22 protein-coding genes and 2 rRNA genes (1 of these 24 only partly in view) are annotated in these 19,768 nt (G+C 62.4%); 17 read left to right on the top strand and 7 right to left on the bottom strand.

Annotated features, from left to right (window positions below; all coding sequences use genetic code 11):
• A 23S ribosomal RNA gene (locus tag G5V57_RS07630) occupies nucleotides 1-845 on the top strand (it extends 1,900 nt beyond the left edge of the window).
• Nucleotides 846-961: 116 nt separating this feature from the next.
• Nucleotides 962-1,076, top strand: a 5S ribosomal RNA gene (gene rrf / locus G5V57_RS07625).
• Nucleotides 1,077-1,256: 180 nt separating this feature from the next.
• Here the strand turns inward: rrf and G5V57_RS07620 are convergent.
• Nucleotides 1,257-3,002 carry an adenylate/guanylate cyclase domain-containing protein gene (locus G5V57_RS07620; RefSeq protein WP_165166937.1) on the bottom strand — a complete coding sequence of 582 codons (1,746 nt, stop codon included), beginning with the start codon at nucleotides 3,000-3,002 and terminating at the stop codon, nucleotides 1,257-1,259.
• A gap of 297 nt (nucleotides 3,003-3,299) precedes the next feature.
• Between G5V57_RS07620 and G5V57_RS07615 the strand changes: the two genes are divergently transcribed.
• On the top strand, nucleotides 3,300-4,154 hold the full coding sequence (locus tag G5V57_RS07615; protein ID WP_165166936.1) for a sugar phosphate isomerase/epimerase: 855 nt from the start codon (nucleotides 3,300-3,302) through the stop codon (nucleotides 4,152-4,154).
• A gap of 4 nt (nucleotides 4,155-4,158) precedes the next feature.
• Here G5V57_RS07615 and G5V57_RS07610 read toward each other — a convergent pair whose 3' ends face one another.
• The 3 genes from G5V57_RS07610 to G5V57_RS07600 form a co-directional block, all read right to left on the bottom strand.
• Nucleotides 4,159-4,392 (bottom strand): hypothetical protein, encoded by a 234-nt coding sequence (locus G5V57_RS07610; RefSeq protein WP_165166935.1) that lies wholly within the window; start codon nucleotides 4,390-4,392, stop codon nucleotides 4,159-4,161.
• 78 nt (nucleotides 4,393-4,470) lie between these two features.
• Entirely contained in the window at nucleotides 4,471-4,821 is a 351-nt protein-coding gene (locus G5V57_RS07605) for an MmcQ/YjbR family DNA-binding protein (protein WP_165166934.1), read from the bottom strand.
• Nucleotides 4,818-5,504 carry an alpha/beta family hydrolase gene (locus tag G5V57_RS07600; protein ID WP_165166933.1) on the bottom strand — a complete coding sequence of 229 codons (687 nt, stop codon included), beginning with the start codon at nucleotides 5,502-5,504 and terminating at the stop codon, nucleotides 4,818-4,820. Before G5V57_RS07600 ends, G5V57_RS07605 begins: the two co-directional genes overlap by 4 nt.
• A gap of 192 nt (nucleotides 5,505-5,696) precedes the next feature.
• Here G5V57_RS07600 and G5V57_RS07595 point away from each other — a divergent pair, with 192 nt between their 5' ends.
• The 5 genes from G5V57_RS07595 (at nucleotide 5,697) to G5V57_RS07575 (ending at nucleotide 8,371) form a co-directional block, all read left to right on the top strand.
• Nucleotides 5,697-6,173, top strand: coding sequence for a helix-turn-helix transcriptional regulator (locus G5V57_RS07595; protein ID WP_165166932.1), 477 nt, complete (start codon nucleotides 5,697-5,699; stop codon nucleotides 6,171-6,173).
• Complete coding sequence (locus G5V57_RS07590) at nucleotides 6,170-6,577, top strand: VOC family protein (protein WP_165166931.1); 408 nt, start codon at nucleotides 6,170-6,172, stop codon at nucleotides 6,575-6,577. The genes G5V57_RS07595 and G5V57_RS07590 overlap by 4 nt, the downstream gene beginning before the upstream one ends.
• A 37-nt stretch (nucleotides 6,578-6,614) precedes the next feature.
• Nucleotides 6,615-7,031: a DUF1801 domain-containing protein gene (locus G5V57_RS07585; RefSeq protein WP_165166930.1), complete on the top strand. Its 417-nt coding sequence runs from the start codon at nucleotides 6,615-6,617 to the stop codon at nucleotides 7,029-7,031.
• A gap of 70 nt (nucleotides 7,032-7,101) precedes the next feature.
• A complete protein-coding gene (locus G5V57_RS07580; protein ID WP_165166929.1) occupies nucleotides 7,102-7,368 on the top strand; it encodes a DUF2277 domain-containing protein in 267 nt (88 codons plus the stop codon).
• Nucleotides 7,369-7,384: 16 nt separating this feature from the next.
• The gene (locus G5V57_RS07575; protein ID WP_165166928.1) at nucleotides 7,385-8,371 is read left to right on the top strand and encodes an MBL fold metallo-hydrolase; all 987 of its coding nucleotides are present in this window, start codon (nucleotides 7,385-7,387) and stop codon (nucleotides 8,369-8,371) included.
• On the opposite strand, the gene G5V57_RS07570 is transcribed toward G5V57_RS07575, so the two are convergent.
• On the bottom strand, nucleotides 8,372-9,076 hold the full coding sequence (locus G5V57_RS07570) for a TetR/AcrR family transcriptional regulator (RefSeq protein WP_165166927.1): 705 nt from the start codon (nucleotides 9,074-9,076) through the stop codon (nucleotides 8,372-8,374).
• A gap of 37 nt (nucleotides 9,077-9,113) precedes the next feature.
• Between G5V57_RS07570 and G5V57_RS07565 the strand changes: the two genes are divergently transcribed.
• The 4 genes from G5V57_RS07565 (at nucleotide 9,114) to G5V57_RS07550 (ending at nucleotide 12,673) form a co-directional block, all read left to right on the top strand.
• A complete protein-coding gene (locus G5V57_RS07565; protein WP_165166926.1) occupies nucleotides 9,114-10,418 on the top strand; it encodes a phenylacetate--CoA ligase family protein in 1,305 nt (434 codons plus the stop codon).
• Nucleotides 10,415-11,170 (top strand): enoyl-CoA hydratase/isomerase family protein, encoded by a 756-nt coding sequence (locus G5V57_RS07560; protein WP_165166925.1) that lies wholly within the window; start codon nucleotides 10,415-10,417, stop codon nucleotides 11,168-11,170. The genes G5V57_RS07565 and G5V57_RS07560 overlap by 4 nt, the downstream gene beginning before the upstream one ends.
• Nucleotides 11,171-11,257: 87 nt before the next feature.
• Nucleotides 11,258-12,073 (top strand): methyltransferase domain-containing protein, encoded by an 816-nt coding sequence (locus tag G5V57_RS07555; protein ID WP_165166924.1) that lies wholly within the window; start codon nucleotides 11,258-11,260, stop codon nucleotides 12,071-12,073.
• Between the two features lie 189 nt (nucleotides 12,074-12,262).
• Nucleotides 12,263-12,673 carry a GFA family protein gene (locus G5V57_RS07550; protein ID WP_165166923.1) on the top strand — a complete coding sequence of 137 codons (411 nt, stop codon included), beginning with the start codon at nucleotides 12,263-12,265 and terminating at the stop codon, nucleotides 12,671-12,673.
• A gap of 208 nt (nucleotides 12,674-12,881) precedes the next feature.
• Here G5V57_RS07550 and G5V57_RS07545 read toward each other — a convergent pair whose 3' ends face one another.
• Complete coding sequence (locus tag G5V57_RS07545; protein WP_165166922.1) at nucleotides 12,882-13,511, bottom strand: TetR family transcriptional regulator C-terminal domain-containing protein; 630 nt, start codon at nucleotides 13,509-13,511, stop codon at nucleotides 12,882-12,884.
• Between the two features lie 92 nt (nucleotides 13,512-13,603).
• Between G5V57_RS07545 and G5V57_RS07540 the strand changes: the two genes are divergently transcribed.
• The 5 genes from G5V57_RS07540 to G5V57_RS07520 all read left to right on the top strand — a co-directional run bounded on the left by G5V57_RS07540 (nucleotide 13,604) and on the right by G5V57_RS07520 (nucleotide 18,757).
• Complete coding sequence (locus tag G5V57_RS07540) at nucleotides 13,604-14,389, top strand: ABC transporter ATP-binding protein (RefSeq protein WP_165166921.1); 786 nt, start codon at nucleotides 13,604-13,606, stop codon at nucleotides 14,387-14,389.
• A 90-nt stretch (nucleotides 14,390-14,479) separates the two neighbouring features.
• Nucleotides 14,480-15,388: an ABC transporter permease gene (locus G5V57_RS07535; protein ID WP_165166920.1), complete on the top strand. Its 909-nt coding sequence runs from the start codon at nucleotides 14,480-14,482 to the stop codon at nucleotides 15,386-15,388.
• Nucleotides 15,389-15,459: 71 nt separating this feature from the next.
• Nucleotides 15,460-16,356 (top strand): ABC transporter permease, encoded by an 897-nt coding sequence (locus G5V57_RS07530; RefSeq protein WP_165173916.1) that lies wholly within the window; start codon nucleotides 15,460-15,462, stop codon nucleotides 16,354-16,356.
• Nucleotides 16,357-16,386: 30 nt separating this feature from the next.
• Nucleotides 16,387-17,379: an ABC transporter substrate-binding protein gene (locus tag G5V57_RS07525; protein WP_165166919.1), complete on the top strand. Its 993-nt coding sequence runs from the start codon at nucleotides 16,387-16,389 to the stop codon at nucleotides 17,377-17,379.
• Nucleotides 17,380-17,566: 187 nt separating this feature from the next.
• Complete coding sequence (locus G5V57_RS07520; protein WP_165166918.1) at nucleotides 17,567-18,757, top strand: site-specific integrase; 1,191 nt, start codon at nucleotides 17,567-17,569, stop codon at nucleotides 18,755-18,757.
• 113 nt (nucleotides 18,758-18,870) lie between these two features.
• On the opposite strand, the gene G5V57_RS07515 is transcribed toward G5V57_RS07520, so the two are convergent.
• The gene (locus tag G5V57_RS07515; RefSeq protein ID WP_165166917.1) at nucleotides 18,871-19,677 is read right to left on the bottom strand and encodes a hypothetical protein; all 807 of its coding nucleotides are present in this window, start codon (nucleotides 19,675-19,677) and stop codon (nucleotides 18,871-18,873) included.
• Nucleotides 19,678-19,768: the final 91 nt, after the last annotated feature.

Genomic DNA, 19,768 nt, shown 5'->3' with positions numbered 1-19,768 from the left:
TGCGGTCAGACGGAAAGACCCCGTGCACCTTTACTATAGCTTTACACTGGCATTCGTGCTGGCATGTGTAGCATAGGTGGTAGGCTTTGAAGCGGAGGCGCTAGCTTTCGTGGAGCCGAAATGTGAAATACCACCCTTGTTGACATGGATGTCTAACCGCGGCCCCTTATCGGGGTCCGGGACCGTGTATGGTGGGTAGTTTGACTGGGGCGGTCGCCTCCCAAAGAGTAACGGAGGCGCGCGATGGTAAGCTCAAGCTGGTCGGAAATCAGCTGTCGAGTGCAATGGCATAAGCTTGCCTGACTGCGAGACTGACAAGTCGAGCAGAGTCGAAAGACGGTCATAGTGATCCGGTGGCCCCACGTGAGGAGGGCCATCGCTCAACGGATAAAAGGTACGCCGGGGATAACAGGCTGATGATTCCCAAGAGTCCATATCGACGGAATCGTTTGGCACCTCGATGTCGGCTCATCACATCCTGGGGCTGGAGCAGGTCCCAAGGGTTCGGCTGTTCGCCGATTAAAGTGGTACGTGAGCTGGGTTCAAAACGTCGTGAGACAGTTTGGTCCCTATCTGCCGTGATTGTAGGAGAATTGAGAGGATTTGTCCTTAGTACGAGAGGACCGGGATGAACGCACCTCCGGTGGACCTGTTATCGCGCCAGCGGTACAGCAGGGTAGCTATGTGCGGACGGAATAACCGCTGAAGGCATCTAAGCGGGAAATCCACCTCAAAACCAGTTCTCCCTTGAGAACCGTGGAAGACGACCACGTTGATAGGCCAGGTGTGGAAGCGCTGTAAGGCGTGGAGCTTACTGGTACTAATCGTTCGAACGGCTTGATTGTTCTCATTTTCAATACCCATCCGGTATTGCCGCATCAGCCCCAAAGGTTGCAGACCTTTCGGATCAGCTGACGCGTACAAAAAGCAAAAACCTAGTTGATTGTCTGTCTTTCGCCGGCCTGGTGGCTATGGCGAGGTGTCCGAACCCGATCCCATCCCGAACTCGGTCGTTAAACGCCTCAGCGCCAATGGTACTTCGTCCTAAGACGCGGAAGAGTAGGTCGCTGCCAGGCCTGCAAAAGACAGACACATATGTGCAAAACAACTTCTTCATCGATCTCTTTAAAACCCGCCGCGCGAGTAATCGCACGGCGGGTTTTTGCTTTTTGGGACGCGGCAAGATTTGATTGCGCCTCGAGCCGCGAAGCCTGCGAGAGACGGGCTTCGCGGGCGCGGCCTCGATAGGCGTCGGGTCAGTCCGGCAGTCCGGCCTGGCGCAGGCCTTCCGCCAGCCTGCCGAAATCCTCCGGCCGGCGCAGTTCGGGGAAGTTCTCCCGCAAGGCCGATATGCGTAATGCAGGGTCGGCCTTGATGATCGGCGCCAGGCGTTCCTTCGCTTCCGCCAGACGGCCGAGATGCGCGGCACAGGCGACCGTCAGATATTCGGTCAAGGGCAGGCTCCGGCCGCGCAAGGCCTTCAATGCCCAGTGCAGCGCCTCCTCATAGCGCCCGATGCAGAATTGGGCGGAGCACAGCGCGTCATGGATCAGGAAAATCTGAGGATCGTTGGGGCCGAGCCGCAAGGCATTGTTCAGCCGCTCGATCGCAGTCTCGAATTCGCCAAGCCATAATTTCGTCCAGCCGCTGAACAGCCAGGCCCAGGCGAGGTTGGGATTGAGGGTCAGCGCCTTGGATGTCAGCGCGTCGCCTTCCTCGACATCGCCCACCACATAGGCCAACGCAATTCCGGCGGTGCACAGAACCAGCGCATCGTCGGGGCCGAGGTCGACGGCGCGCCGGACGAGGCGCGAGGTTTCCCTGGCATCACGGACGGGGTCGACATTCCACCCGCCGGCCTTGCGCTGCGAATAGCAGCGCGCAGCGAGGCCATGGGCGGCGGCGAATTTCGGATCGATCTCGATCGCCTTATAGAAGTGTGCCAGAGCGTCGGCATTGCCTTCCCGCGTCCATAGATGGACGCTCGCCATGCCGCGGAGATAGTGGTCATAGGCGTCGAGGTTCTCCGTCGGCTTGCGCCGCGAACGCTCGATCTCCACCTGCTCGAGCTTAGGCGCGACGGCCATGACCACGCTGGCGGTGATCTTGTCCTGCAGATCGAAGACGTCTTCCATCTGTCCGTCGAAGCGGTCGGCCCACAGATGCGCCGCACTGGCGGCTTCGATCAACTGGCCGGTGATGCGCACCCGGTTGCCCGATTTGCGGACGCTTCCTTCCAGGACATAACGCACGCCGAGCTCACGGCCGACCTGCTTGATGTCGATGGCGCGGCCCTTATAGGTAAAGCTCGAATTGCGGGCGATGACGAACAGCCAGCGCATGCGGGAGAGCGCGGTGATGATGTCCTCGACGATACCGTCGGCAAAGTAGTCCTGCTCGGAATCGCCGCTCATATTATCAAAGGGCAGCACGGCAATGGAGGGGCGGTCGGGAAGCGACAGAGCGGGGCGTGGCTGGAGCGGCGGACTCGCCCGCCGGAGACGGTAGACCCTGACCGGACTCGCGATATTCTTCAGCGCCTGCTCGCCAAAATCGTCGAACTGGAAATCGACTTTGCCGTGGATCTGACGGTAGAGACTGTCGGAGATGCAAATGCCGCCCGGCTCGGCGATCGCCTCGAGCCTTGCCGCTATGTTCACGCCGTCGCCCAGGATGTCGTCGCCCTCGACGACCACATCGCCCAGATTGATGCCGATCCGCAGCAGGATCCGTGAATCCTCGGGCAGATGCTCATTGGCGGCGGCGAGTGCCGACTGCAGCTCGACCGCGCATTGGACGGCGCTGACGGCGCTCGGATATTCGAGGAGGACACCGTCGCCCATGAGCTTCACGATCCGGCCTTTGTGGCGGGCGACCAGCGGTGTCAGGATTTCGCTCCGGTGTTTCTTGAGGGTCGCTACCGTGCCGGCCTCGTCCGCCTCCATCAGGCGGCTGTAGCCGACAACATCGGCCAGGACGATGGCGGCCAGGCGGCGATCCATGTCGCGTCTCCTTGGCCTAGTGTGCTGAACGCGAAGTTCCTGATATCTGGCGGCTTGCACCGACAGGAACTTCGCGTTCAAAAGCACACTAGAATTATTAGGTTTTCTAGTGTCCTTCCGAATCCGAAGTTCGCTCGAAGGTCCCGCTGGCTGTGGCGAACTTCGGATTCGGGACACTAAAGACTACTTTGCGTTGCGGCAGGAATCCACAGCAATACGAAGTCCGCACAATCCGCTGTCGCGCCCCGGGGTTGGCAGGCCGGGGAAAGTCGGGGAAGATGCGGCGGGAGGTGCCCTATGCCGCAAACTGGAAATTGGACTCTCGGCCTCATCGATTCGGCCTGGTTCGGCACGGATTATGAAGGCCGGCGCGGGCGCGAGGAGGCGAAGCGCATCGGCTTCGAAAGCCTCGATCTCTTTGTCGGCTTCGATCCGGGCAAGCTCGGCAAGGCTGAGCGGCAGGCCTATATCGATGAGAATCTGTCGACCGGCCTGCCGGTCGTTTCACTTGTCTGCACCTGTCTGGGCCTGAGCGACTTCAATCCGGCCATCCGCTTCTATCATATCGAGCGGGCGAAGAATGTCGTCGATCTCGCCGCCGACATTCCGACCACCCGCAATCTCTGCTTCGTGCCCGGCGAATACATGTTCCAGAAGAAGCTCATCCCGGCCAAAGGCGAATGGGACATGGTGGTCGACGCGACGCGGCAGGTGGGCCAGCATGCGGCGGCGCGCCAGCGCGAGCTCGCCATCGAATTGCTGCCCTTCGAATTCGCCTTCATCAATTCGCTCGACACGATGGAGCGCTTCCTCGACGAGGTGGGCCTCGCCAATGTGAAGGCGACAATCGACATCTCGCATTTCTGGCTGATGCGCATACCGCCGGAACAGGTCGCCAAGCGGCTCAAAGGCCGCATCGCCCATGTGCATATGTCGGATTGCGACGGAACCAATCACGGCGATATGCCGCCCGGGCGCGGCAACACGCCCTTTGCCGACTATCTGACGGCGATCCGCGAGACGGGATTCCAAGGCGCCGCCTCGATCGAGCTCGAATTTCCGCCCGACCCGAAAGGCATGGCCGCCTGGGTGGCGGAAGCCCATGGCGCGGCGCTCAAGCTTCTGCGGGGTGCGGGTGTGCATGCACGCTGATGCGTCATCGTTCCGGCTCACTTGAGGCACGCCTGCGCGCCAACTGGACGCTCATTCTGAACTCGGTGCGATCGAGCCCGATGTCGCGCAGAATGTAGTCATTCAGCGCGGTGACATCGCGGGAATGAAGGCGGTGCCGACGTCTCTTCGGACCGGCCTGGAGCAGATATGCCAGAAGCCAGCGCAGCGGCATCGCCGTCGATTCTTCGCACGGGCGTTTATCGGTATCGTGAGTCAAGTCTCACCTCCTCGATCAGGAGGCGGCAATTGACCGGAGATTGCGAGAAGGCGCTAGGCCAGAATCTGTAGCGAGCTATTACCGCGCTTGCGCCTGCTCTTCGAAAGCTTTCACCAGCCGCTTGGGCGCGGTGGCTTTCCAGGATCTGAAGAGCAGCGGCTTCACTTGCTGGGGATGCGCCTTGGATAGTCGTATCAGCACCATCGGCCAGCCCTTGTAGTGGTCGGTGATGTAGAAGATGTCGGGCGAGGCTTCCATCAGCATGTCGCGCTCGTCGGGATCGACATCCTTGATGACGAGGCTGTCGCCGTCCTCCTTGAGGCGGGTGAAGAACTTGCCCTTGATCTTGAGCGCCGGCGTTCCATAGGAGGTGCCGTCCTCGACGCCGGGCCAGGCCAGCGCTATCCGGCGCACCTCCTCATAAGTCATGACGCCAGGACCTCATCCACCCAGCGGGCGAAGTCATCCAGGATTTCGTCCAGCACCTCGGCATCCTTGCGGCCGCTTTTCGCCGGCACATGGAAGGAATGATCGGCCGGATCATAGAGCTTCAGCGTAGCACCTTTGCCGAGGTCCTTGACGACCGGCTTCAGGAGATCGAGCTCGGCCAAAGCGTCGTGCGTGCCTTGCAGGAAGAGCATCGGGATATGGACATGTTCCAGATGATCGGCGCGCTCGCGCCCGGGCTTGCCGGCCGGATGAAGCGGGAAGCCCAAGAAGATGAGACCGCGCACGCCGTCCAAAGGTGCGACGGCCTGAGCGCCTGAGGTCATGCGGCCGCCGAATGACTTGCCGCCGGCGAAAAGCGGCAGCTTGGGCGCGACACGCCTGGCTTCGGCGACGGCGGCGCGCACCGCGGCCTGCGCGAGCTTCGGCGGATCAGGCCGCTTCGATTTTCGCTCCATGTAAAGGAATTGATAGCGCAAGGAGGCGATGCCGCGCTCAGCCAGGCCTTTGGCGATCGCCGTCATCGAAGCATGCGTCATGCCGGCGCCGGCGCCATGGGCGAAGACATACAAGGCACGCGCGTTCTTCGGGTTCAGGAGAAGTCCCGAGACATGGCCTTCGCCGGCGACATCGATGGTGACGGGCGTGGCATCCGGTGCCGGCATTGCGATTTCCTGATCTTGGGCTGAGACGAGGGTTTCGCCTATACTGCCACCCGGAACGATCATTCTCCAGCGGGGATGCGAAAAACTGGGCATCGGTTTTTCGCAACAATCCCGCGCTGACATGAGAATTGATCACGTTTAATGATTTCGGATTGATTCAATCCAAGCTCATCGTGATCTGGAGGAGGGCATATGGGTCAGGATCCGGAGCTGCTGCGACGCCTCCTGCGCGCCAAGGATCGGATGGACGCCGCCTCGCATGAGGAATGGCCCGTCCGGCGGTTGGCGCAGGTGAGCGGCTCCTCCGAGGCGCATTTCGCAAGGTCGTTCCGGCAAGCCTTCGGCGTCCCGCCGCACCGCTACCTGCTTTCGCGGCGCATCGAGCGGGCCACGGCGCTCTTACGCGAAACGGATCTGCCGATCACGGAAATCGCCTTCCAAACCGGCTGGAACAGCCTGGGCACGTTCGGGCGGACATTCCGGGACGTGACGGGCGAGAATCCCGCCGCGATCAGGGCGCGCGAGCAGGCCGCTCCGGGCGACCGCGAGCGCGTGCCGGAATGCGTCCTGCGCGCGGCGCAGCGGCCCGGCCTCACAATAGCAGTTTCGGAGAAGCGTCGGCAGGAAGAGGCTGGTACGGAGGGCCCCCAAGAAATGGAGGTCCTATGAGCCAAGGTATTGATGTGGTCGGTGTTTATGTCCGCGATCAGGACGAGGCGCTCGCCTTCTATGTCGACAAGCTGGGATTCCGCGTCCATGCCGATGTGCGCAATGGTCCCTATCGCTGGCTCACGGTTCAGCACCCGGACCAGCCGTCGTTCCAGCTCGGCCTGTTCGCGCCTGGGGCACCGGTTCACGATGCGGCGACCGCGCAGACCTTGCGCGAGATGGTTGCCAAGGGCGCCATGCCGCCGCTCGTCCTCCTCGTCGACGACTGCCGCGCCGCCTATGAGCGCTTGTTGGCGCGCGGTGTGGAATTCACGCAGGAACCGGTTGCGCGCTACGGCAGCGTGGATGCCGGGTTCCGCGACCCTTCGGGCAATGGCTGGAAGATGATCGAGGGGCGCGGCTGACGGTGAAGATAGGACAACTTTCGAGGTACCGATCCCCATGAATGCGACGGAACGCATCGACCAACTGATCGCCGCGCTCAATGACTGGCGCGGCAAGACACTCGCCAGCGTGCGCAAGAGCATCCTCGCGGCCCACCCCGAGATCGTCGAGGAATGGAAATACATGGGAAGCCCGGTATGGTATCGCGATGGCGTCATCGCGGTCGGCAACGCGCATAAGGACAAGGTGAAGCTCACCTTTGCCCATGGGGCGAGCCTTGCCGACCCCGACAAGCTCTTCAATGCGGGTTTCAACGGCAAGGTATGGCGGGCGATCGATCTATTCGAAGGCGATAAGATCGATGCGCGCGCTCTCACCGATCTCGTCCGCGCCGCCATCGCGTACAATCAGAGCAAATCGAAGCGGAAGACGGCCGCGAAAACGCGCACGAAGGCCCCACGCGACAAAAGGTGAGGCACGTTTGGCAGGCGGCATGTTTCGCCTATACTGCCTCCGAGACGGTCATTCTCCAGAGGAGGCGCCGATGTGCCGGAACATCCGCACATTGTTCAATTTCGAGCCGCCGGCGAGCGAGGACGAGATCCGCGCCTCGGCGCTGCAATTTGTCCGCAAGCTGTCGGGCTTCGCCAGGCCATCCAAAGCCAATGAGGCGGCCTTCGATCAGGCGGTCGATGAGGTGACGCAAGCCGCGCGCAAGCTCATCTTCGCGCTCGAGACCCAGACGCCGCCGCGCAACCGCGAAATCGAGGCGATGAAGGCGCGCGAGAGATCGAAAGCGCGCTTCGCTTGAAGCAGGGAGGCGGACCATGAGCCGGATCGAGCCCGTCGATAGTGCCGAAGTCCACATCCTGGTCGACAATGTCACCGACAGCCTGTCTTCGGTGCCCGCCTTCGTCGAGACGGAATTTGCCGGCCTCAACCGGCGGCGGCAGGATCATTGGGTGCTGGGCGGCAACTGCCTGTGCTGCGCGGCACATGGGCTCTCATGCCTGATTACGCTGCGGCGCGGCGGCGAGACGAAAACCCTGCTTTTCGATACCGGGCCCGAAGACCGTGTCTTCGAGCAGAATGTCTCGCGGCTCGGCGCCGATCTCGGACCGGTCGAGGCCATCGTGCTGTCGCATGGCCATTGGGACCATGGCGGGGCGATGCTCCAGGCGCTGCAGATGATCCGCGACCGCAATGGCGGCAAGCGCGTGCCCTATTACGCCCATCCCGACATGTTCCGGAAGCGGGCGCTCAAGATGGCGAACGGGACGATGCGTCCGGTCGAGGACGTGCCCGGCATCGAAGCCCTGACCGATCAGGGCGCCGATGTCGTCAATACCACGGAGGCGAAAAGCCTCTTCGGCGGCATGGCCTATGTGAGCGGCGAAATTCCGCGCGTAACCGGGTTCGAGCGCGGGCTGCCCGGCCAGCACCGCCTGACGCTCGACGGCAAGGGGTGGGAACTGGACGAGCTCACCATGGACGAGCGCTTCGTGGCGGTGAATGTCAAGGGCAAGGGGCTCATCGTCTTCACCGCCTGCTCGCATGCCGGCGTCGTCAATGTCCTGAAGCACGCCAAGGCATCGTTTCCCGATGTTCCGCTCTATGCGGTGGCGGGCGGCCTCCATCTGTCCGGCACGAATGAGCGGATCATCCCTGAGACGGTGGCAGGCCTGCGCGACTTCGGCCTCAGCGTCATTGCGCCAGGCCACTGCACCGGCTGGCGGGCCATCACGGCGCTGGTCCGTGAATTCGGCGAAAAGATCCTGGTGCCGCTGGCGGTCGGCAAGCGCTATTCATTCTGATCAGTTTTGGACGCCGTAAGCGCCCGAACACCATAAGTCGGTGAGGATGTCGGCGATCCTCTCCTCATGGTCAGCGAGATGCGCCAGGGCCGGCTCCTTGCGCAAATAGATCTGCGCCAGGAATTCATCGATCATGCCGCCCAGCGCATAGGCTGCGGGCATGTGCTCATGGGCTGTGCTGCCATCCTCCCGTCCCCTGGCGATGGCGCCGGCCACGCGGCCGTACCAGTCCCGGTTGAGGCGGCGATAGGCGCGGGCAAAAGCTGTTTCCTCGGCACTGAGCCCGGTCAGGCAGCGCATCAGCCCGGCGTTGCGGCGGAACAGGCGGGCGAAGACGAGGGTCGCCGCCTTCACGCGCTCCCGCGCCCCCGCCTCGGGGTCGGCGCGCGCCGTCTCCAGATGCGTCTCGACGAAGGCCGAAAATTCCTCGATCAGCGCCGCGACCGCCGCCGGCATATCAGGAAAGTAGCGGTAGAAGGTGCCATGGGCGAGGCCGGCGCTGCGGGTGACCTCGGCGACCTTGAGATCATGCCAGGTGAGGCCCGAGCCGAGCTCGCGCGCCAATGCCGCGAGGAGCCGGGCCCGGGTGCGGTCCGTCTTGCGGGCAGCGCCGTCGCGGGCGGCGCCGAGCAAGGTCGCGGCGAAGACGAGCGGGTCGGAAGCGTCAGTCTGCATCGGTCCATATTGACATGATTTGGCTTTCATGAAAATGATATCATTGTCATTTCATGAGGAAAGTTGCATGCTGCTCAAGCGGGCGGACTTTGCCGATCTCGTAGATCTGGCCACGCATCGGCAGCGACTGTGGGAAAGCCAGTCCCTCTATGTGGCGGCGCATTCGGCACTGCACCGGCGCGCCTGGGTCGGCAAGACGCCGCCCAGAAGCCTCGACGGGCTCGCCGAGCTGCCCCTGGTCGACAAGGAAATGCTCAGGCTGAGCCAGCGCCAACACCCTCCTTTCGGCGATTATCTGGCCGCCCCCGAAGCGACGATCGCGCGCATCCACCGGACCTCCGGCACCACGGGCACCGCGATGAATCTGGCGCTCTCGGCACGGGATGCCCACGAGACGGCGGTGATTGGCGGGCGCGCCCAGGCGGCGAGCGGTCTGGGCCCGGGCCACCGCGTCGTCCACTGCCTCAATTATCGCCTGTGGATGGGCGGCTTCACCGACCATGCGACGCTCGAGGCGACCGGGGCGGCGGTCGTGCCCTTCGGCGTCGGCGACACGCAGCTGCTGGTCCGCACCATCAGGGAACTCGGCATCACGGCGATCTCCTGCACGCCCTCCTATCCGGGTGTGCTGGAGCAGGTCATCGCCGAGCATTATCCTGGCCTCGAGCCACGCGATCTCGGCCTCAGGCTCGGGCTTTTCGGGGGCGAGGCCGGGCTCGACGACCCCCAATTCAGGCAGCGGCTCGAAACCGTCTGGGGCTTCAGCGCCCGAAATTCCAATTATGGCGTCACCGATGTCTTCTGCAATTTCGCCGGGCAGAGCGAGGTCGACAGCGATCTTCATTTCATGGCGCTCGACGTGCTGCAGCCCGAGCTGATTGATCCGGCGACAGCAGCACCGCTGCCCTGGTGCGAAGGCGAGCGTGGCGAGCTGGTGCTTACGCATCTGAGCCGGCAATGCCAGCCGCTGATCCGCTTCCGCACCGGCGACATCATCCTGATCACCGGAACGGGCAAAGCGCACTGCGGGCGGACGGCGCCGCGCTTCCGCGTGGTCGGGCGCAGCGACGACATGGTGGTGGTGCGCGGCATCAATGCCTTTCCGACGCAGATTTCGGCCATATTGAACCAGTTTCCGGACCTCTCGGGCGAATACCGGATCGTGCTCGTGGGGACGGGGCCTTATGACCTGCTGCCGGTCGAGGCGGAACTCGCCGCGGGGCGGACGCCTGCGGAAGGCCTCGCTGGCGAGATAGAACGGCACATCAAGCTGGACATCGGCGTATCGGCGCGGATCAGCCTTCTGCCCCATAACAGCCTGCCACGGACCGAAGGCAAGACGCGCCGGGTAATCAGGAAGGACAGAGCATGAGCAAGACGGTTCTCACCCGCTATCTGGGCGATGGCGTGGAGTTGATCTCGCTCAACCGGCCGCATCGGCTCAATGCGATCGTGCCGGAATTGCTCGACGATCTCATCTCGGCACTCGCCGCCGCCAATGCCGACGAAAAGGTCGGCGCGATCCTGCTGACCGGCGAGGGGCGCGCCTTCTGCGCCGGGGACGACCTCAAGGAATTTGCCACGCAGGCCACCGACGAGGCGGGCACAACCGCCTATATCGAGCGCATCCAGGACGTCACCCGCGCCATGGTGCTGGGGCAACGGCCGGTTATCGGCGCCATTCGCGGCTGGGCGGTGGGTGGCGGCCTCGAATGGGTGATCAACTGCGATTTCGCCGTCGCCGCCCAGGGCACGCGCTTCTTTTTCCCGGAAATCGCGCTCGGCGTCTTCGTCACCGGCGGCGTGACCGAGCTTCTGCCGCGCTTGGTCGGGCTGCAGCGGGCGCGCGAGATGATCCTGCTAGGTGAGAAATTCGATGCCGACCAGGCGAAGGCCTGGGGCTTGCTGCGCGACGTCGTGGCCGATGAGGCCCTGCTGCCCGCGGCGCTCGATCTCGCGCGGCGCCTGGCGGCGCTGCCCCGCGCCAGGGTCAGCGATCTCAGGCGCATTCTCGCGCGCGCCGACGGTGCCGGGCTCGCGGCCGCGATGGCGGCCGAAACGGCGGCCACGGTCAAAGGCTTCCTCGATCCCGAAACGGCGCAACGGGTGGCGCAATTCCGCTGATCGGCGATTGACCGAAGGGGCCCCACCGCCGCAGACTGCCGCGACCGCCTTACTGTTCCTGCCCGACACCAAAAACAGGAGCGTGCCGTGACTCAGCCGGATGCATACTTGCTGGGACGTGCCGAAGCAGAAGAAACGCGCCTCAAGCGCCAGATCGCCAATCTCGCCCCCGATTCCGACGCGCAGTTCGATAAGATCGGCATCAAGCCGGGCGAGCGCGTCGTCGATCTGGGCTGTGGGCCGGGCGGCGTGCTGCATCTGCTCGGCAAGCGCGTGGGACCCGAAGGCTCGGTGCTCGGCATCGAGCGCAGCGGCCATTTCGTCGAACAGGCGCGTCGCTTCGTCGACGGCCACGCGCTGGCGCAGGTCGAGGTGCGCGAGGGCGACGCCTATGACACGGGATTGCCGCGCCAATCCTTCGACGGCGCCCATATGCGCCTCGTTCTCGTCAATGTGCCGGAGCCTGAGCGCATCGTGCGCGAAATGATCGCCCTGGTACGCCCGGGCGGCTGGGTGGCGAGCTTCGAGGCCGATTACTACGCCCATATCTGCGACCCGCCGCTTCCCGCCTGGTCGCATCTGCTCGAGGCCTATACCAACTATACGGTCGCGCAGGGCATCGACATCTTCGTGGGGCGGCGCATCCATCGCCTGTTCCGTGAAGCGGGTGTTGAGGGCATCCGTGTCGACGCGATCGTGCATGTCTATCCGCCGGGACATGACCGGCGACCGATCCTGCGCGATTTCATCAACAATGTGCGCGACAAGCTCATCGGCGGCGGGTTCATCACGCAGAGCGAGCTTGAGCGCGACATGGCCGACCTCGAGCGCCATCTCGCCGATCCCGACGTGATGGTGACCTCGCATATGTTCTTCCGGCTCATCGGGCGCGTGCCGGAATAAATCGGTGGATGCCGGCTATCGCCGGGATGACGAATGATGCTACCCTGAAGCGGACGGCTGCCTTGCGATCACGATCAATTCAGGTCGAGCCGACTTGAACTGATGAATGTGATCGGAATCTCAAGTGTGCGCGTGATCGGAGGGAACACGGGAATCCACTTTTCCTGATCACGCACTGGGGAGGGACACATGCGCTACAAAGGAAGCTGTCATTGCGGGAAAGTCACGTTCACGGTCGAGGGCGATCTCAGCGGCGGCGCCGTCGATTGCAATTGCTCGATCTGCGCGCGCAAGGGCGCGCTCCTGCTCGTGGTACCGCGCAACAATCTGCAGCTTCTCTCGCCCGAAACCGATCTGCAGAAATACACATTCAACAAGCATGCCATCGCGCACCGCTTCTGCCGCACCTGCGGCGTGCATCCTTTCGCCGAGGACAGCGCCGGCACGGCAGAACGGATGGCCTATGTGAATATCCGCTGCCTGCAGGGCGTCGATCTCGCCACGATCCCGGTCATAGCTTCGACGGACGCTCGATGTGAATTCAGCCGACCTCGAGAGCCGGCAGGTCGGCTTGCGGCGACGGGCGCAGCGCTTTCGTGACAGGCACGTGATCAGGAAAAAGTGGACACCGGTTTTCCGTCCGATCAGGCGCCAGCTACAGCATCGGACCGAAAAGTGCGAAGCGGATTTCGGATAATCCGATGCGTAATTCAAAGAGTTAGAGCGCCGGACCGATTCCATGTGAGCGTCCGGCGCTCTAGGATTACGATCACGTTCATCACCTCAGATCGATTCGATCTGAGTGTGATCACGATCTCGGCCTCAGCCCGTCCTGTATCAGCCGCATGATGGTCGTCTCGGCATCGGGGAAATGGTCGCTCGTCTCGCCCAGCACGGCGCGGATCTGGATGTCGAAATCGGCATAATGCTGGGTCATCGCCCAGATGGTGAAGATCAGGTGATAGGGATCGATGGGGGCGATCTGGCCTCTGGTGATCCAGGTCCTGATAGTGACGGCCGTATCGTCGACCAGGGCCTTCATAGGGCCCGCCAGGAAGTCGCCGATGATGGGCGCGCCATGCAACATCTCGTTGGCGAAGAGCCGCGAGGCCTTGGGGTTGTCGCGCGACATGGCCATCTTGGCGCTCACATAGCGCGCGATCTCGGGCAGAGGCTCGCCTTCCGGATCGAGGCCACGCAGCGGCGCCAGCCAGTCGGCCAGCGTCTTTTCGAGGAGCGCGCGGTAAATGTCGTCCTTGCGCCGGAAGTAATAAAGCAGATTGGGTTTCGACATGCCGGCCCGTTCGGCGATCTGGTCGACGGTTGAGCCGCGATAGCCATAGACAGAAAATACCTCGAGCGCCGCCTGAAGGATGATATCCTCGTTGATGGCCTGAATACGGGTCTTGCCCTGGGTCTTCGGCTTGGATTGCGCCATGTAACCATGGTGTTAATTCTTGATCAAATGGTCAAGAGCGCTTAGCATCATTTGCAACGAGTCTCATACAAAAAGAAAGCAGGGGAGGTTGAATGGCGGCAGCGTCCGTAATCGAGGCGCGCGAGCTGAGCCTGACATTCGAAACGGCCGACGGGCCCGTCTATGCATTGTCGAAAGTCAATCTCACCGTTCAGGACGGCGATTTCGTATCCTTCATCGGGCCGTCCGGCTGCGGCAAGACTACCTTGCTGCGCGTGATCGCCGATCTCGAACAGGCGAGCGAAGGCCATATCTCGGTCAACGGCATGAAGCCCGACGAAGCGCGGCGCAAACGTGCCTATGGCTATGTGTTCCAGGCGCCGGCGCTCTATCCGTGGCGCACCATCGAGCGCAATGTGGCCTTGCCGCTCGAGATCATGGGCTTCAGCGGGCCTGAGCGCGCAGAACGGATCTCGCGCAACCTCGGCCTCGTCAATTTGAATGGCTTCGAAAAGAAGTTTCCCTGGCAGCTGTCGGGCGGCATGCAGCAGCGCGTCTCGATCGCGCGGGCTCTCGCCGTCGATCCGAAGCTCCTGCTGATGGACGAGCCTTTCGGCGCTCTCGATGAGATCGTGCGCGACAAGCTCAACCAGCAGCTTCTCGAACTGTGGGGCCGCACCAAGAAGACGGTGGTCTTCGTCACCCACTCGATCCCCGAGGCGGTCTTCCTGTCGACACATATCGTGGTGATGTCGCCGCGGCCGGGACGCATCATCGACGTCATCGAGACGAAATTCCCTAAAGAGCGCACGCTCGACATTCGCGAGACGCCGGAGTTCCTGGAAGTGGCGCATCGCGTGCGCGAGGGCCTCAGGCATGGGCACTCTTATGACGATTGAACGGCAGCTCAAGGGACACCCTCATCCGCCCTTCGGGCACCTTCTCCCGCAAGCGGGAGAAGGGGAAGCTCGGCGAGGGAGAACAGCCGCATGATCCTCGCGACGGTGACATCGAGGCCGACATTTGCGCGCGCCGTCGCTTCCGGCTCGGCGCTGCCGGTCACCATCATCGTGTTGATCGTGATCGCGGTCTGGTATCTGGCCGCCATCCCGATGAACAAGGTGCTGACCCAGCCTTTGATCGAGGCGGCGGGCGGCGGGCTCTACAACACACTGGCGATCTCCTGGTCGTTGCCGCGGCCTGTTCTGCCGGCGCCGCATCAGGTGCTGAGCGAATTGTGGAACACCATTGCCCTGGTGGAGCCGTGGCGGCCGCGATCGCTCCTCTATCACTGCTGGGTGACGCTCTCCTCGACCCTCCTGGGCTTCCTGCTCGGCACGCTTCTCGGGATCGGGCTCGCCATCGCCATCATCCATGTCAAGGCGCTCAATCGCAGCCTGATGCCGTGGATCATCGCCTCGCAGACCATTCCCATCCTCGCCATCGCGCCGATGATCATCGTGGTGCTGGGCGCCATGGGCCTTACCGGCCTCCTGCCGAAATCGCTGATCTCGATGTATCTGTGCTTCTTCCCGGTCACCATCGGCATGGTGAAGGGGCTCACCTCGCCCGATCCGATGCAGCTCGACCTGATGCGCACCTACAATGCCAGCACGGCGCAGGTCTTGAGGAAATTGCGGTGGCCGGCTTCGCTGCCCTTCCTCTTCGCCTCGCTCAAAGTGGCGGTCGCCATCGCGCTGGTCGGCGCCATTGTCGGTGAATTGCCGACCGGCGCCCAGGCCGGCATCGGGGCCCGTCTACTCAACGGCTCATATTATGGCCAGACCCAGCAGATCTGGGCGGCCCTCGTCGCCGCGGCGGTGATGTCGTCGGGTCTCGTCTGGCTCGTCGGCTTCATCGAGCGCCGGGTGGCGCTGGCCATGGGAGGCCGGCCGTGATCGCCGCCCTGCGCCGCAGCCCCATCGCGGTGATCGTGCTCATCGCCCTAGCGGGCGCAGTTCTGTGGCTGATGGCGCATCAGGCCTCGGCGAAGCCGGGGGCGATCTTCTGGCTCGGCGTCCTCATTCAATGGGCTCTCATCTGGATCGGCAATGACGCGCTGTCGGGGTTGCCGATCTCCTCGCCGCTGGCGATGCGTCTGCGCAACCTCGCGGTGCCGGCGATCTTCGGGGTGACGCTGCTGCTCCTGTGGCAACTCGTCGTGAAGGGCTTCGGCATTCCCCTGGTGCTGCTACCGGCGCCATCCGACATCTGGGCCAAGCTTTCGACCTCGCTGCCTATATTGGAAGCGGATTTCATCCAGACCTTCTTGCGCGCGGTGCTGCCCGGCTGGTTCATCGGCTCGCTCGCGGGCTTCCTGGTGGCGATCATGTGCGACGCCTGGGGATTCCTGAAACGCGGGCTTTTGCCGCTCGGCAATCTGTTCGCCGCCTTGCCGATCGTCGGGGTGGCGCCGATCATGGTGATGTGGTTTGGCTTCGACTGGCAATCCAAAGTCGCCGTAGTCGTCATCATGACCTTCTTCCCCATGCTGGTGAATGCGGTGACGGGCCTCCAGGCGGCGGGCGCGCTCGAGCGCGACCTGATGCGCTCCTATGGCGCCTCCTATCTCGATACGCTCTTGAAGCTCAGGCTTCCCGCCGCGATGCCCTTCATCTTCAATGCGCTCAAGATCAACTCGACTCTGGCCCTGATCGGGGCCATCGTAGCGGAATTCTTCGGAACCCCCATTGTCGGCATGGGCTTTCGCATCTCGACCGAGGTCGGCCGGCTTGGCCTCGATATGGTCTGGGCCGAAATCGCCGTCGCAGCCATCGCCGGTTCGGCTTTTTACGGGATCATCGCGCTCATCGAGCGCGCGGTGACGTTCTGGCATCCGTCCTACCGGGCACGCAAAGACCGGTAGGCAAACAGGGAGAAAGAGGAGACGTTCAGCATGAAGAAGTTTCTGATGGCCGCGGCGGCGACCGCGGCGCTTATGGCGGGCAGCGCCGCGGCTTATGCCGAGGCGGTGACCATCCAGCTCAAATGGGTGACGCAAGCCCAGTTCGCCGGCTACTACGTGGCGCAGGCGCAGGGCTTCTACAAGGAAGCCGGGCTCGACGTCACGATCAAGCCGGGCGGACCCGATATCGCGCCGCCGCAGGTGATCATGGGCGGGGGCGCCGATGTCGTCATCGACTGGATGCCCTCGGCGCTCGCGTCGCGCGAGAAAGGCGTGCCGCTGGTCAATATCGCCCAGCCTTTCAAGCGCTCCGGCATGATGCTCACCTGCCGCAAGGAGACCGGCATCACCAAGCCTGAGGACTTCAAGGGCAAGACGCTCGGTGTGTGGTTTTCGGGCAACGAATATCCATTCCTGTCGTGGATGAGCCAGCTCGGCCTCAAGACCACAGGCGGCCCGGACGGCGTCACGGTTCTGAAACAGGGCTTCAATGTCGATCCGCTCCTGCAGAAGCAGGCCGACTGCATCTCGACGATGACCTACAATGAATATTGGCAGGTGATTGAGGCGGGTGTTAAGCCAGAAGACCTGATCGTCTTCAAGTATGAGGACCAGGGTGTGGCGACCCTCGAGGACGGCCTCTATGTGCTGGGAGACAAGCTCAAGGATCCGGCCTTCGTCACCACCATGGCGAAATTCGTCAAGGCGTCGATGAAGGGCTGGGACTGGGCCCGCGAACATCCGGATGATGCGGCCAAGATCGTGCTCGACAATGACGCCACGGGTGCGCAGACCGAAGGCCACCAGAAGACGATGATGCAGGAGATCAACAAGCTCACCGAGGGTTCCGACGGTACACTCGACACGGCGGCTGCCGAGCGCACGGTGGAGACGCTGATGAAAGGCGGCTCGGATCCCGTCATCACCAAGAAGCCGGAAGGCGCCTGGTCGTCGGTGGTCACCGACGAAATGAAGAAGATGTAAACTCTTATTCCCCTCCCCCTTGTGGGAATGAGGGGCGTGTTTTCTGATGTATGCGGGTAATGTACTGCGTTGGATAACCTGTTGAAACCGCTTGATACGTGTTGGCATTCGTGGCTCGGTGTTTTCCATCGTTTGATCTCAAACGCTACCTATGCGTGGTCCAGGTAGCAGCGCTGGAGAACACCGAATGCCCAAAGCTCACCTCACCAAGAGCTTCATAGACCAGTTGGTGCCTGGCGCGAAAGACGCCATCTATTGGGACGACAGCCTGTCCGGATTTGGCCTCAAGGTAACGCCGAAGGGCCGCAAGGTGTTTCTGGTGCTGTACCGGACCCGCGATGGATTCCACAGGCTCCGCAAATATACAATCGGACCCTATGGCCAGTTGACGCTGGTCATTGCTCGGCAAGCGGCGCAAAAGATCCTTGCAGCGAGACTTGATGGAAAGGACCCGGCGGCTGAAAAGAGGCAGCTGCGCCGCAGGATCATCCGCGATTCCGTAAATGACGTCATGGCGGAGTACTGTCTTCGCCACGTAGACAGCACGCGATCCGCAAAGGAAACCCGGCGGGTCATGGATCGCGAGATTCTTCCCCGGTGGTCCGGCCGCTCGATCCACGACATCGGCAAACATGATGTGCTGAAGCTTCTCGATGAGATCGTCGACAGAGGCTCGCCGGGAATGGCGAATTCGGTGTTCTCGGATGTACGGACCTTCTTCAACTGGGCAGTAGGACGAGGGCTGATCGACAAGTCGCCCTGTACCGGCCTCTCCAAGCCGTCAGTCGAGAGGTCTCGCGACCGCGTTCTCACGGACGATGAGCTATCGGCTGTCATTCTGGCGGCGCGCCAGATTGGCCATCCCTACGGGACGATTGTCGAGCTCTTGGCCTTGACGGCACAGCGCCGCCAGGAGGTTTCGGGGCTATCGTGGGCTGAATTGGACCTCGAGGGGGCGGTTTGGACCATTCCGGGCAGCCGGGCGAAGAACGCCAAGGCTCACATTGTTCATCTTGCGCCAAGGGCGGTCCAGATTCTGAGGGGAATTGAGCGCACCGACGATATGCTCTTTGCAAATAGAACCGGGAAACCGTTCAACGATTTCTCGAATGGCAAGATCCAGCTTGATCTCGCGAGCGGCATAACGGGTTGGGTTCTTCATGACCTCAGGCGCACTGCGGTCAGCGGAATGGCGCGACTGGGAGTTCCCCCTCACGTCGCAGACCGCATTCTGAACCATCAGGCTGGCACTATTGCCGGCGTCGCTGCCGTTTATCAACGGCATGAGTTCGTTGAAGAGCGAAGAGAAGCGCTAAACCGGTGGGCCGCGCATATTCAGTCGATTACCGTCAATCGGAGCGTTTCACGCGCTGCATGATCCCATTGGAGATACATTGATGGCGGAAATTGGCTTTTGCCGCTAATGGCTAGGGGCTCACGCCTGCGACGAGTTCGGCGTCGATCTTCGCAATTCTGTCAGCAAGAAAGGCGTCATATGTGCTGATTCCTTCGGACCGCAGACCCTCTCGTGCCAGTTGTATCGCCTGCTTCGCCTCCCCTATCAGCTGGCCTGAGCGCGTTCGAACGCCCAAAATGAGCAGCGTGGTACCGAGATTGTTCTGGGTCATGGCCCAGTCCAGCGGGATCCGCTCGCGTTTCCTTTCCCTCAGCGTCGCGCGATAGGCGGCAACCGCTGCCGCTCTCGCGCTCGCCGAGCGTCGAAAGTGCATTACCGAGATTGTTCTGGGTCATGGCCCAGTTCTCTGGATCGCTTTCGCGCGGTGACAGCGCAAGTGCTGCCTGGTAGGTTTCAATAGCCTTCCTCAGCGCGTCATTGTCGCCCTTGTTGTCACCGTAGTTGTTGAGCGCGTCGGCCTCACCAATCTTGTAGCGCAGAGCGAGGCGGTCATCGTTGCTTTCGGCCTGTTGATAGGCCTTGGCATATTGATCGGCGGCGGTCTTGAAGTCGAAAGCCAGGATCGCGGTTTCCGCATAGTCGGCATAGGTCGATGCAAGGTCGAGCCGGTCCGCCTTCACCTCGGCTTGTCGCTGGTCGAGTGTCTTGCCCAGGTTGTCGGCGCGGGCGGCCGCTTTCGCGCGATAGTCCTTGGCAAGAGCGATAAGCCCTTCCAACTGTGCCCGGTCCGCCAGACCCGCCAGCCGGACAAGCTCGGAATCCTGGCGCAGTGGGGTGACCTTCTCGGCTAGCAGCTTCTTCAGACTGTCCGCTCCGACCCTGAGCTGCTTGTCAAGGTCTTCTGGCCCGGCACTTGTGTCCACCTTGAGCTCCTTCAGCATGTAGCGCAGATTCGAGGCTCCAGTTTCAGAGCTTGAGAATCACGCCCGACCACCAACCCGCAATAGTCCTGCGCCGCTACCGCTCTGAATT

The organism is Nordella sp. HKS 07 (assembly GCF_011046735.1).
Taxonomy (GTDB): domain Bacteria; phylum Pseudomonadota; class Alphaproteobacteria; order Rhizobiales; family Aestuariivirgaceae; genus Taklimakanibacter.
Note: the sequence above shows the minus strand (reverse complement) of the source record. Positions and strands in the feature narration are given on the sequence as shown.